We start from the raw sequence: 12,750 nt of genomic DNA, 5'->3' as shown, positions 1-12,750 counted from the left end.
CGGGCATACGCTGCTGGGGTGGAGGTTCACTCGACCAAGGCGATGGCCGCGCGAGCCGTCGACCTGTGCGTGGAGCTGCTGCACGAGCAGCCGTCGATCGAGTCGGTGTCGCGGGTCCTGCGCGACCACGGGGAGACCGGAGACCTCGATCTCAGCGCGAACGACCTGACGGCGATGCGGGAGGCGGCGGCGCGGCTGCGCGAGGTGCTGGCCGCGCAGACCGCCGGCGAGGCGGCGGCCCTGCTCAACCGGCTGCTCGCCGGCGGAGCACAGACCCCCAGGCTCACCAGCCACGGGGGTTCGACGACCTGGCACCTGCACGTCGACAGCGGTGACGACGCGCCGTGGGGTGAGTGGTTCCTGGCGTCCTCGGCGATGGCGCTGGCGGTGCTGCTCGCCGACCACCAGAGGGTTCCCGGCGGGCTGTGCGCCGCACGGAGCTGCGGGCGGCCTTTCCTCGACCTCGGAGGCGGCAGCCCGCGACGCTACTGCAGCGCCCGCTGCGCCACCCGCGAACGCGTCGCCGCCCACCGCTCCCGCTCCGGCACCCGCGCCCCCGGCTGACCCCCTTCCCCCGGCGCTCGCCCGGTCACCGCCGGGGGATGAGCACCACCACGGCCACCGCCTGCAGCGCCGCTCCGGCCAGCAGGGCCGCGCCCGGCGAGTACGACGCCAGCGGGCCCGCCATCGCGGAACCGAGCGCGTACGAGGTGATCTTCAGGCTGGCGGCCGTGGTGAACACCTGGCTCCGCAGGCGGGCGGGCGCCTCGCGGTGGCGTACGGAGAACAGCGCGGTGAGCTGCGGCCCCTCACCCGCTCCCGCGAGGGCGGCGGCGACCACGGCGATCCAGAACGACTGCGCCGCGGCCGCCAGCACCATGCCCGCCCCCAGCACCGCCGTCCCCCAGACCAGCACACCATCCCACCACCGCACCGGGTCGCGGGCGGCCCGCGCTTCGCCTCCAGCGCCTGCCGGGTCGCGGGCGGTCCGTGCGCCGTTCCCCGCGCCTGCCGGAGCGCGGGTGGCCAGGAGCGCGTTCATCGCCAGCCCGCACGCGGCGGTGACGGACAGCAGCAGCGCGCCGTGGCCGCTCTCTCCGGTGAGGCGGACACCCAGCACGGGCACCGCCACGACCAGCATGGCCAGACCGGCGCACGAGATCATGGATCCGGCCGTCGCCCCGCGCAGCCGCGGATTCCTGGTGATGGCGGCGAACCCGGCGATCAGCTCCGCCCGTACGGACCGCCCGCCCCTCTGGCGCCCGACCTCCTCGCGCCCACAGCCGGCGGTCCCGGCGGAGCGCCCCGCGAAGGACGTGTCCGGACGTGGGGGCAGGGTCCAGGCGACGGGCAGGGCGACGATCAGGAGCGCGACGCAGGCGGGCACCGCCATGGTGGCGCCGCCCACGGCCGCGAGCACGCCCACCACGGCGGGACCGGCGAGTCCTGCCACGTTGTAGGTCATGGCGTCGAGCGCGGTGGCACGGCCCAGCCGTTCGGGCCCGGCCGCCAGCGGCAACTGCGCGGTCCAGCCGCCCGCGAGCGCGGGACCCAGCAGGCCGGTCGCGACGGCCACCCCGATGAGCGCGGCCTCCGGCACCCGGCCCAGCCCCGAGAGGACCAGCAGGAGGCCGGCCGCGTATCCCGACAGGCAGCAGGCGAGCAGCCTGCCGGGCCGCCGCGCCCGGTCGAGCAGCACTCCGAGCAGCGGCCCGCCCACGGCGGCCGAGACGGTGAGCCCGGCCAGCAACCACGACGCCAGCAGGGGAGATCCGGTGACGGCGAGTCCGGTGACGAGCAGCGCGGGCCCGGACATCTCATCTCCGGTGCGGGCGGCGACGGCCCCGCCCATGTAACGGGATAACATAGTGGAGACGTTACATGGGATGATGCCCGTAGCGAGCGCGGGGTCGCCGGGAGGCGGCCAGGAACGTTCCGGTCTGCTGGGAGCCGCTTCGCGCTCGCGGACGGCCCGGCCTGTACGGACTGCGTGCCGCGCAGGCCGGGCGCGTCATCGGCGGCCATCCCGCGCCGCCCGGTGCCGCCGCGTGATCGAATGTGTGTTTGAACGATGACGTACACTCGTCCTCATGACAGCCGCGTTCCAAGCATCTCTGCTCGGCCTCGACGAGGAGCTCGCGGTCGGCCCGCTCGGCGACACGGTGCGCAGGACCCACCTCGCCCACGGCGCCTGGATCGACCTGCGCCCCGGCTGGCTGGCCGGAGCCGACGAGCTCTACGAACGGCTGGCCGAGACGGTTCCGTGGCACGCGGAGCGGCGGCACATGTACGACCGGGTCGTCGACGTGCCCCGGCTGCTGAAGTTCTACGACGAGCACGAGACCCTGCCCGACCCGGCGCTCGACGAGGCCAGGCGGGTGCTCAACGCCCACTACGGCGAGGAGCTGGGCGAGCCGTTCCGTACGGCCGGGCTCTGCTTCTACCGCGACGGCCGTGACAGCGTGGCCTGGCACGGCGACACGATTGGCAGGGGCAGCACCGAGGACACCATGGTGGCGATCCTCTCGGTCGGCGACCCCCGCTCGCTGCTGCTGCGGCCGCGCGGCGGCGGTTCCTCGATCCGCCACGACCTCGGCCACGGCGATCTGATCGTGATGGGCGGGAGCTGCCAGCGCACCTGGGAGCACGCGATCCCGAAGACCAGCCGCCCGGCGGGGCCGCGCATCAGCGTCCAGTTCCGCCCGCGCGGCGTGCGCTGACCCCACGGGTGGGTTGCGGCCGGTCAGCGCAGGGTCAGGCGTGCGACCCGGCCCTGCTCGCCAGCCGCCCAGCACGACAGGTCCCGCGTGCACGACACCGTGTCGAACGAGCCGTCGTCGAACGTCTTCCAGCTCCGGCCGCCCGAGTACGTCACGTCGCTCCCGGAGGGGCCGACGGCGACGGCGGCGAAGGGCGGGAAGGGCAGCCAGGTGACACCCGACCGGTACGCGGGCGGCGGGGTGGCGGCGGCCCGCCAGGTCGTCCCGCCGTCCTCGCTGACCGCCCCGGCGCTCGGCGACCGCTGTTCGGGACGGTAGTCGCCGCCGACGGCGATGCCCCGGTGCCGGTCGCGGAACGCCAGCCCGAAGACGCCGCGCGCCGGGTCGCCCGCCGGGATCGGGGTGTCGGCGACGGTCCACGTACGCCCGCGATCATCCGAGTGGAACACCCGCGACCGCTCCGCCCCGCCGCCGGCCAGCCAGACGTCCCGGCCGCCCGCCGTCACCAGGCACTGCCCGCTCGCCGCGAACCCGGCCTCGCCCGGCAGCGCCTGCGGCATGCCGTCCGCGGGCAGCACCTGCCAGCTCCGCCCGCCGTCGCCGGTCGCCAGGATGCGGAACCGGCCGTCCACGGGGTCGCTCATGGCCAGCCCGTGCCGCCGGTCGAAGAAGGCCAGGCAGTCGTAGAACGCCTTCGGCTCGTCGTTCCTGAACGTCTCCGTCCACGTGCGCCCGCCGTCGTCGGTGCGGTAGACGCGCGAGTCCGTGCCCTCGCCGATGGACAGCGCGACGGCCCTGTGCGCGTCGAACGCCTCGATGTCGCGGAATTCGAGCGCGGCCGTGCCTGGCGGGGAGACGTTCTGCCAGCGTCGCCCGCCGTCCACGGTCCTCAGCACGGTGCCCTGCGAGCCGGAGGCCCACACCACGTGCCGGCTGACCGGCGACAGGCCGCGCAGGCGCGCCGTCACCGCGGTCTCCTTGAGCTCCCAGCCCAGCTCGGGCGTTCCGGCGTGGGCGGGGAGCGAGCGGCGAGCACGACGGACGCTGACAGCACGCTCAACGCGATGCGAAGCTTCATGTCGGGCAAACTAGCCCAGAGGGTCACTACCGTCCATCGTTTCCCCGCCCCTCGCCGAGGAACTCGCCGATCAGCGGGTTGACCCGCTCAGGGGCCTGGCGGCTGGACCAGTGGCCGACGCCTTCGAGCAGCGCGTACCGGCCGCCGGGGATGAGCGCGGCGGCGGCTTCGGTACGCGTGGCGTTCACCCCCGCGTCCCTGTCTCCCTGGATGAGCAGGGCAGGGCAGGCGATCTCCCCGAGGCGCGGCCTGAGGTCGACGCGCATCCGCAGGGGCCCGATGGAGGCGTTCTGCCAGTCGGAGGAACCCGCTCCCGCGACCCGCACCTCCGCCATGATCTCGTCCACGACGTCGTCGAAGTCGTCGACGGGCCCGGCGAAGAGCGCCCGCCTGGCGAAGCCGGCGACGCTCTCCCGGCTCCTGAACATGGCGCTCGGCAACGTCTTGCTCAGCAGCGGCAGCTTGGCGACGAGCCAGAGCGCCTGGTGCACGACGGGCGGGAACGACAGGATCCCGGCCGGGGCGAGCGCCACGATCCGGTCGACGCGGGAGGGGTGCTCGATGGCGTACGCGAGGGTGAGCGCGCCGCCCTGGGAGAGGCCGACCAGGGCCGCGGAGGTCAGTTCGAAATGGTCGAGCACCTGGGTGACGGCGGCCAGCAGACGCTCGTGGGTGGCCGGGCCGTCCCAGGGACGGCTCCTGCCCTGCTTCGGCCAGTCGAGGGCGAGAACGCGGTGCCGGGCGCTCAGGGCCGGGATGAGGTGCCGCCAACTGAGCAGCGCGTTGTCGATGCCCGCCCCGCTCAGCAGCAGCACGGGGGAGCCCCGATCGCCGGCGCTGTAGACGTGCAGCCGGCCCTCAGGGCAGGTGAGATAGGTGCTGCGCAACCCGGACGGCTCCGCGGGCGCCCCCGCCGTCACTCCGCGCCCTTTCCCGCCTCGCCTGCCCCGGACGCGTCCGTCCCGGTCGGGCCCGGGGCGGACGCGTGCGTTCCGCCGGGGTTCTCGGCGGCGGCGCGGTACGCCTCCCACCGGTCCCACAGGGCCGGCAGTTCCTGCTCCAGGAACTGGTAGAGCTGGTGGACGCCGACAAGGCGCTCGCGCCGCTCGGGCGCGCTGCCGGCCAGCACCCGCAGGCCGTCCTCGGTGAGTTCCCTGAACGCCGCCGTCTTGGCGTAACGCCCGGCGACCATGCGGCTCCACCCGTCGGCGGCGATGCGGAAATACTCCTGCCGCTCGCCCCTGCGGCGGACCCCCTCGACGAGCCCGCTGGGGGTGAGCAGGCGGGTCGCGCTGCTGATGGAGCTGCGGCTGACCCGGAGCACATCGGCCAGCTCCGCCGCGCTCTGCTCTTCCGGGTCGCTGATGAGCAGCCATCCGATCACCCGGCCGGCGATCAGTGGCAGGCCCTCCCGCGCGAAGAACACCGCGACGTCGTCGACGAACTCGAGCTCGGCTTCCGAGGGGGTACGCATATTTCGGATATTACTGTCATTGCAGTAATGACTGCAATGGCGAGAATGCGGCTCAGGCGGAGACGCGCGACCCGCCCCAGGCCAGGAGGGCCTCGGCGGTGCCGAACCGCCGGCTGGAGACGGACTCGTCGAGCAGCACGCCGACCAGCCGCCGCCCCTCCGACTCGCCCGCGAAGGCGAGGCAGTAGCCCGCCGCCCGGGTGAACCCGGTCTTCAACCCGATCGCGCCCGGCGTCCCGAGCAGCCTGTTGGTGTTGCGCCAGCTGTAGGCGCGGTGGTCGTCGGTGGCGGCGAGCGTGTGCCGCCGCGTGCCTGCGACCTCCTCGATCAGTGGCACCTGGAGCGCCTTGACCGCCAGCAGGGCCTGGTCCTCGGCCGTGGAGTAGCCGTCGCCGCGCGGGGTGGGCAGGCCGTCGGCGTTGACGTACTCGGTGTCGGACATGCCCAGCTCGCGGGCGGTCGCGTTCATCCTGGCGACGAAGCCCTTGACGCCGGGGCCGTACGTGCGGGCCAGCGCGTGGGCGGCGTCGGCGCCGGAGGGGAGCATGAGGGCGTACATCAGCTCGCCGACGGTGAGCCGGTCGCCGGGGCGCAGGCCGGCGGTGGTGCCGCCGCCGTCCTCCGCGTACGCGACGTCTTCGGCCTTGATCCGGACCACGTCGGTGGGTTTGGCCGACTTCAATACGACATATGCGGTCATGGTTTTGGTCAGGCTGGCGACCGGCATGCGCTCGCCGGCGTCCTTGCTGAAAAGCACGTCGCCGGACTCGGCGTCGATCAGATGGGCCGCCCGGCCGTAGACCGCCGGGGTGTCCCTTTCCGCGGCGGTCATGACGGGCGCGGCGGCCGGCGCCTGGGCGGCGGCGGGCGCGGCTACCCCGGTGACCAGGGCGGCGGCGCCTGCCAAGGCGACAAGTGGGGCTCTCCTGATACGCATGACGACAGGGTGCCGCGCATTTTGGGGTGCTGTTGACGAAAACAACAAAAATTCATGACCGGATGTCAGAAAGCCCGATATTTCCGGGCCTTTCGTGAGGTAAATCTTTTGCGAATACGCTCACCGGTCGTGCCAGAAGGTGCCGGTCACGCGTTCGCCATGTGCCAGTTCCGCAAACAGATCCTCCCAGAGCGGCATCACCTGCTCCGGCGCGTAGGCCCGTGCCGTCTCGGCCGCGGCCCGGCCCATGCGCACCCGCAGATCCCGGTCGGAGATGACCCGCATCAGGGCGTCGGCCAGCGCGTTCACGTCACGCGGCGGCACGAGCACGCCGTCCACCCCGTCGGCAAGCACGTCCCCCGGGCCGGTCGGGCAGTCGAACGCGACCACGGGCAGCGCGTGCGCCATGGCCTCGATCATCACCATGGGGAAGCCCTCGAACCGGGAGCTCAGCGCGTACACGGAGGCGTTCGTCAGCTCCCGGTCCAGCCGGCCGGTACGCCCGGGCAGCGTCACGTGGCCGCCCAGGTCCAGGCGCTGCACGAGCCCGTCGAGCTCCGCCTTCCTGGCGCCCGTGCCGAAGACGCGCAGCCGCCATTCCGGGTGGTGGGCCACGACCTTCGCGAAGGCCTCGATGAGCAGATCGAACCCCTTCTGCGCGGTCAGCCGCCCGGCCGCGACCACCACGGGGTTCACCTGCTGGGACGGCTCCTGCTCCGCCCGGTGGGCCGCGTTCGGGATCTTCACGATCGGGGCCCCCGGGAGCAGGCGCTCGTATGCATGCCGGTTCGTGCGGGTCAGAACGGTGATCGCGTCGAGGCGGCCGTAGTGACGGGCGATCTGCCTGCGGATGGAGTCGGGGTAGGCCGGCAGGTTCATGTGCTCCTGCGCGACCGTGACGACACCCTTGGGCGCGCGGCGGGCCGCGATCAGGTTGAGCGCGGGCCGCGCGGTCACGAGGACGCCGTCGCGGAGCGCGGCCACGTAGTCCATCGCGGCGCGCTCCACCCGTTCGGTGAAGTAGGCGCTGGCGAACTCCCCGCGCGGCACGACCTTCCCCCGCACCCGGCGCCACGCCCTGCGCCCGAGCGAGTCGGGACGCCGGCCGCCGCGCTGGTCCACGAGCGTCACGATCGGGATGCGCGGGTCCAGCCCGAAGAGGGGCCTCTCGCGGCGCCGTACGAGGCTGACCAGTTCGACGTCGTGGCCCGCGGCGGCCATCGCGTTCGCCTGGTTGGCGACCGCGCGGATGGTGCCGCCGGCGCCGTAGGCGTGCAGCATGAAGTAGCGGATCTTCATGGCGTGTGCTCCCGGGCCCGTGCCTCCGGGGCGGGAGGCACGCGGGCGGCGGGCGCGCGGGAGGGGACGGGACCGGACCTGGCCAGCGTCGTGCTCGGTGTTCGCTGCCGGTTCATGCCGATGCAGGGTAACGACCGTACCTGGCAGTTCCCTGGCAACGGCGGCACGCAGGGCGGGCGTGCGTGCCCGCGCATGATGATCAAGACTCGCTAGGGTGGCCAGGAGCGGTGCGCGGCGAGGTCGAGAGGGATGAGCATGGACGAGGGACGACCGGCGGACGACGTGATCCTGGGCATGATCGCCGATCGCCTCGGCGCGGTCATGGGCAGGCCGTGGCAGGTCCAGGACGGCAGGGCCAAGGGGCCGGGCACGCTCGCCGTCGTGCTGGGCGACGACCACTCCGGCGACCCCGGCCACCTCGACCTCGACTTCGTGCTCAACGTCGACCGCCCCGAGGACACCACGATCAGCGACTGCGTGGCCGGGTACGGCGGCACCACCGAGGAGGCCCTCGACCGGGCCGTCCAGGTGTGGCTCGGCACGACCGGCAGCGCCCTGATCGAGCTCCTCGTCCAGGACGGCTCGCACGCCGCCCACTTCGGCCCCGACGACCCCGACGGCTTCTCCGGCTGGCACGCCATCCACGGCGGCATCACCGGCTGGGGCACCGGCGACGACCATGAGGCCGTCCAGCGGTGGGCCGTCCAGCACGTGGTCCTGCCGCACCTGGCTCCCGCGCTGAAGGGCACGTTCGAACGCGAGCGCCTGATCGGCGTCAAGGCGTTCTTCGGCGGGGGCGAGGGCGCCGAGACGGCCGAGATCCGGGTCAACGGCGCCTACCACGAGGCGGGCTCGCGGGCCCTGGCCGAGCTGGACTGGCCGCGGCCCGAGCAGGGCATCTCGTACGCCCGCACCTTCGTCCTGCTGGTGCACGACGAGGCCGGCTGACCCCTCAGCCGCCGATGGCCGACGTGAGCGCCGGCCATCGCGTGACCCCATGGCCAGGCCCGCGCGCCCGCCCCCTCCGCCTGTTAGCGTTACCGGCAGGGGGTGTGCTGCGGTGAAACCCAGGAATGGCAGGCCGGCGGTGCTCATGGACGTGGCGGTGCTGGCCGGTGTCTCGGCCATGACCGTCTCGCGCGTGCTCAACGATCCCGACCGGGTGCGCGCCGAGACCCGGGCCCGGGTGCTGGCCGCGGTCAGGGAGCTCGACTACCGGCCCAACCAGGCGGCCCGCCAGCTGGTCACCGGCCGCTCCGGCGTGCTCGGCGTGGTCAGCATCGACACCACCCTCTACGGCCCCGCCACCACCCTCTACTGCATCGAGCAGGCCGCGAGAAACGCCGGCTACAACGTCAGCATCGCCAGCCTCAGCTCGCTCAACCGCAGGTCGATGGAGGAGGGGGTGCAGCGGCTGCGCGCCCAGGCCGTCGACGGCGTGATCATCGTCGCGCCGCACGAGTCGGCCACCGAAGGGCTGCGCCACCTGCCGCCCGAGATGCCGGCGGTGGCGGTCGACGCCGGCGACGACCTCCCCGTGCCCGTGGCCAAGGTCGACCAGCGGGCCGGAGCCGTGCGCGTGACCAGGCACCTGCTCAGCCTCGGCCACCGCACGGTGTGGCACGTGGCGGGGCCGGCCGACTGGCTCGACGCCGACGGCCGCATCGAGGGCTGGCGCGGCGTGCTGGAGGAGGCCGGCCGGCCGGTGCCCGACGTGCTGCGCGGCGACTGGAGCTCGCGCTCCGGCTACCGGCTCGGCCGCGGCCTGGCGCGGGAGCCCGAGCTCACCGCCGTGTTCGCGGCCAACGACCAGATGGCGCTCGGCGTGCTGAGGGCGCTGCGCGAGGCCGGGCGGCGCGTGCCCGAGGACGTCAGCGTGGCCGGCTTCGACGACATCCCCGAGTCCGCCTACTACTGGCCGCCGCTGACCACCGTGCGGCAGGACTTCGGCGAGGTCGGCCGGCTCGCCTTCCACATGCTGCTCGACCGGATGGCGGGCGCCGACCCCGACGGGCGGCGCCTGGTCGAGCCGGAGCTCGTCATCAGGGAGAGCACCGGCGCCGCCCCGGGGGTGAGCCTCAGGCCAGCCTGATCACGTTCCACGACACCGGCGGCAGCAGGACGCGTGCCGGGTCGTGCTCGACGTCGGGGTTCGGCCTGGGCACGATCCGGTCGGGGACGTCGGCCGTGTTGCGGGCGTAGACGTCGGCGTCCGTCAGGGTGGTGGCCTCGACGATCCGCGCGCCGCCGAGCGCCCGCGTGTCGATCGTCAGCGACAGCGGCACGTCGGTCGAGCGGTTGACCGCGAACAGCGTCGTGCCCTCCTCGGCGTGCGTGGCGACCGCGTGCAGCAGCGGCACCTCGCCGTACTCCTTCGTCTCGTACGACGGCGAGACCGGCTCCACCCGCAGCACGTCGCCCGCCGCGTGCCTGGACGCCTGCGCGAACGGATGGAACGTCGTCTGCCGCCAGGCCCGCCCGCCGGGCTCCGTCATGATCGGCGCGATCACGTTCACCAGCTGGGCCAGCGACGCGGCGGTCACCCGGTCGCTGTTGCGCAGCAGCGTGATCAGCAACCCGCCGAACGCCACCGCGTCGGCCAGGTGGTAGTGGTCCTCCAGCAGCGGCGGCGCGACCGGCCAGTCGGTGGGCGGCTCGGCGTCCCGGAAGCGTGACAGGTACCAGACGTTCCATTCGTCGAAGGAGATGTCGATGCGCTTGCGCGACTTGAGCCGCGCCCCGACGTGGTCGGCGGTGGCCGCGACCGAGGAGATGAAGTACTCCATGTCGGTCGAGCAGGCCAGGAAGCTGCCGAGGTCGCCGTCCTTCTCCTCGTAGTAGGCGTGGCAGGAGATGTAGTCGACCACGTCGTACGTCTCCTCCAGCACCGTGGCCTCCCACGCGCCGAAGGTCGGCATGCCGGAGCCCGAGCTGCCGCAGGCCACCAGCTCCAGGTTCTTGTCCATCGTGCGCATGGCGCGGGCGGTCTCGGCGGCCAGCCGGCCGTATTCGCGGGCCGTCTTGTGGCCGGTCTGCCAGGGGCCGTCCATCTCGTTGCCGAGGCACCACATCCTGATGCCGTGCGGCTCCTTCGAACCGCCCGCGACGCGCAGGTCCGACAGCGTGGTGCCGGACGGGTGGTTGCAGTATTCGAGCAGGTCGAGGGCCTCGGCGATGCCGCGGGTGCCGAGGTTGAGCGCCATCATGGGCTCGACGCCGGCCTTGCGGCACCAGCGGACGAACTCGTCGACGCCGACCTCGTTGGTCTCGGTGCTGTGCCAGGCCAGGTCGAGCCGGCGCGGCCGCTCGGCGACCGGGCCGATGCCGTCCTCCCACCGGTAGCCGGAGACGAAGTTGCCGCCGGGGTAGCGGACGGTGGACACGCCCAGCTCCCTGGTCAGGTCGAGCACGTCGCGGCGGAAGCCGTCGCCGTCGGCCGAGGGGTGGTCCGGCTCGTGGATGCCGGTGTAGACACATCGCCCGAGGTGTTCGACGAACGTGCCGAAGGTGCGCCGGCGTACCGGAGCCACCTTGAACGCGGGATCGAGCGTGAGTTCTGCCTGGTGCACGGAGGGGACTCCTGGTGTTGCGCGGGCGTGACGTCGCTCCAGATTGTTAGCGTTATCAGCGGTGGGGTCAAGGGGTCCGCGCTCGCCCCCGGGTGTCGGGCAAGCGTTTTCCGCGAGGGCCTTGACAGGCCAGGTGTTACCGCTAACACTCGGGTAACCCCAACGAAACACGGGGTCCGCGCGGCGACCTCCGCAACCCGGCGGATCGCCACCGTCGCCTGCGCGCGGTGCGCCAGGCCGGTTCGCGGCTGCCCTGAATCCTCTTGCGCCAACGAGAACATCAGCGAACAACGGCCAAGCATCGGCTCGGTAGGAAGAGGCCACTGTGCAAGGTCCCTCCGGCATATCCCGCCGGCACCTCCTCGGCGGCAGCCTTGCCCTTCTCGGCGCCGCCGCCTCCGGCTGCGCCATCCCCGTGGGACTCGGCTCCTCCGGGACCCGGGTCCAGTACTGGCACTTCATGGGCGCCAGCGACGGGATCATCATGAACAGCATGGTGAACGCGTTCGCCAAGGAAGCCCCGGAGATCTTCGTCGAGGAGAACGTGCTCGCCTGGGGCGAGCCGTACTACACGAAGATCGCCATGGCGGGGTCCGGCGGGCGATCGCCCGACCTGGCCACCTTCCACCTGGCCCGGCTGGCCGGGATCGGGGCCGGCCAGATCCTCGACCCCGTCAACGAGCGGCTGCTGGAGGAGGTCGGCCTGCGGGGCGCCGATTTCAGCCCGCCCATCTGGGAGCGGGCCCACATCGACGGCGTGCTGTACGCCATCCCGTTCGACGCCCACCCGATGGTGCAGTACTACAACACCGACATCTGCGGCAAAGCAGGGCTGCTCGGCCCGGACGGCAAGCTGCGGCCCACCAACGGCGTCGACGAACTGGTGGACCAGCTGACCAAGGCCAAAGAGGTGATGGGCGGCAAACCGCCGCTCGCCTTCGACGCGCTCGGCCTCGGCACGGTCGGCCCGTGGCGCGTGTGGTGGTCGCTGTACCCGCAGAGCGGCGGCACCCTGCTGTCCGACGACGGCGCCACGATCACCATCGACGACGCCAAGGCGCTCGAGGTGCTGCGGTTCATGCAGCGGCTCGGCAAGGAAGGGTTGTGCGACTGGCGCACCGACTACGGCGCCTCCGTGGCCAACTTCACCAACGGCCAGGCCGCCTTCCTGTGGAACGGCGACTGGGAGACCACCGGGCTCAAGGACCGCGGGACACCGTTCAGCATGACGCGCTTCCCCGCCGTCTTCGGCACCGGATCGGCGCAGGCCGACTGCCACGCGTTCGTCCTGCCGCACCAGCGCGACCGCGACCCCGAGGTGGAGCGCGCCACCTACGAATTCATCGCCTACCTCGTCAGGAACAGCGCCGACTGGGCCGTGGCCGGCCACGTGCCCGCCTACCTGCCGACCCTGGAACTGCCCGAGTACCTGGCGCTGGAGCCGCAGTCGGAGTACCGCTCGGTCGTCACCGAGGTGGCGCTCGATCCCCAGGTGTGGTTCGCCGGCTCCGCGTCGCGGTTGTGGATCGAGTTCGGGGAGGCGTTCTCCCCCGTCATCAGCGGGGAGCGCACGCCGGAGGAGGGCCTGGCCGCGGCCAGGGCCTCGCTCGGCCGGCTGCTGTCCGCCCCGGACCCCTTCCCCGACGAGGAGCGCTCATGATCAGGCGTGTCGA

The 12,750-nt window shown here is 72.9% G+C and carries 12 protein-coding genes; 5 read left to right on the top strand and 7 right to left on the bottom strand.

Features of this window, described 5'->3' with window-relative positions:
• Positions 1–18 precede the first annotated feature (18 nt).
• Positions 19–564 (top strand): CGNR zinc finger domain-containing protein, encoded by a 546-nt coding sequence (locus tag ABGB14_RS13410; RefSeq protein ID WP_347643939.1) that lies wholly within the window; start codon positions 19–21, stop codon positions 562–564.
• Between the two features lie 25 nt (positions 565–589).
• On the opposite strand, the gene ABGB14_RS13405 is transcribed toward ABGB14_RS13410, so the two are convergent.
• Complete coding sequence (locus ABGB14_RS13405; RefSeq protein ID WP_347643938.1) at positions 590–1,867, bottom strand: MFS transporter; 1,278 nt, start codon at positions 1,865–1,867, stop codon at positions 590–592.
• Between the two features lie 223 nt (positions 1,868–2,090).
• Here ABGB14_RS13405 and ABGB14_RS13400 point away from each other — a divergent pair, with 223 nt between their 5' ends.
• On the top strand, positions 2,091–2,720 hold the full coding sequence (locus ABGB14_RS13400) for an alpha-ketoglutarate-dependent dioxygenase AlkB (protein WP_347643937.1): 630 nt from the start codon (positions 2,091–2,093) through the stop codon (positions 2,718–2,720).
• Between the two features lie 23 nt (positions 2,721–2,743).
• Here ABGB14_RS13400 and ABGB14_RS13395 read toward each other — a convergent pair whose 3' ends face one another.
• From ABGB14_RS13395 to ABGB14_RS13375, 5 genes are all read right to left on the bottom strand, one after another.
• The gene (locus ABGB14_RS13395) at positions 2,744–3,688 is read right to left on the bottom strand and encodes an oxidoreductase (RefSeq protein WP_347643936.1); all 945 of its coding nucleotides are present in this window, start codon (positions 3,686–3,688) and stop codon (positions 2,744–2,746) included.
• 136 nt (positions 3,689–3,824) lie between these two features.
• Positions 3,825–4,718: an alpha/beta hydrolase gene (locus tag ABGB14_RS13390; RefSeq protein WP_347643935.1), complete on the bottom strand. Its 894-nt coding sequence runs from the start codon at positions 4,716–4,718 to the stop codon at positions 3,825–3,827.
• The gene (locus tag ABGB14_RS13385) at positions 4,715–5,272 is read right to left on the bottom strand and encodes a MarR family transcriptional regulator (protein ID WP_347643934.1); all 558 of its coding nucleotides are present in this window, start codon (positions 5,270–5,272) and stop codon (positions 4,715–4,717) included. Before ABGB14_RS13385 ends, ABGB14_RS13390 begins: the two co-directional genes overlap by 4 nt.
• A 52-nt stretch (positions 5,273–5,324) precedes the next feature.
• A complete protein-coding gene (locus tag ABGB14_RS13380) occupies positions 5,325–6,209 on the bottom strand; it encodes a D-alanyl-D-alanine carboxypeptidase family protein (protein WP_347643933.1) in 885 nt (294 codons plus the stop codon).
• A 120-nt stretch (positions 6,210–6,329) separates the two neighbouring features.
• Positions 6,330–7,508 (bottom strand): glycosyltransferase family 4 protein, encoded by a 1,179-nt coding sequence (locus ABGB14_RS13375; protein ID WP_347643932.1) that lies wholly within the window; start codon positions 7,506–7,508, stop codon positions 6,330–6,332.
• Between the two features lie 255 nt (positions 7,509–7,763).
• On the opposite strand from ABGB14_RS13375, the gene ABGB14_RS13370 reads away from it, so the two are divergent.
• Both ABGB14_RS13370 and ABGB14_RS13365 read left to right on the top strand, forming a co-directional pair.
• Positions 7,764–8,456, top strand: a complete 693-nt coding sequence (locus ABGB14_RS13370; protein WP_347643931.1) for a DUF6348 family protein — start codon at positions 7,764–7,766, stop codon at positions 8,454–8,456.
• 145 nt (positions 8,457–8,601) lie between these two features.
• Positions 8,602–9,600, top strand: a complete 999-nt coding sequence (locus tag ABGB14_RS13365; protein ID WP_347644347.1) for a LacI family DNA-binding transcriptional regulator — start codon at positions 8,602–8,604, stop codon at positions 9,598–9,600.
• Here ABGB14_RS13365 and ABGB14_RS13360 read toward each other — a convergent pair.
• Positions 9,587–11,077 (bottom strand): alpha-N-arabinofuranosidase, encoded by a 1,491-nt coding sequence (locus ABGB14_RS13360; protein WP_347643930.1) that lies wholly within the window; start codon positions 11,075–11,077, stop codon positions 9,587–9,589. The two genes, ABGB14_RS13365 and ABGB14_RS13360, sit on opposite strands and share 14 nt — an antisense overlap.
• 325 nt (positions 11,078–11,402) lie before the next feature.
• On the opposite strand from ABGB14_RS13360, the gene ABGB14_RS13355 reads away from it, so the two are divergent.
• Positions 11,403–12,737: an extracellular solute-binding protein gene (locus ABGB14_RS13355; RefSeq protein WP_347643929.1), complete on the top strand. Its 1,335-nt coding sequence runs from the start codon at positions 11,403–11,405 to the stop codon at positions 12,735–12,737.
• The last annotated feature ends 13 nt before the right edge of the window (positions 12,738–12,750 follow it).

This window comes from Nonomuraea sp. B10E15, from assembly GCF_039871615.1.
In the GTDB taxonomy this organism is placed as follows: Bacteria; Actinomycetota; Actinomycetes; order Streptosporangiales; family Streptosporangiaceae; genus Nonomuraea.
Note: the sequence above shows the minus strand (reverse complement) of the source record. Positions and strands in the feature narration are given on the sequence as shown.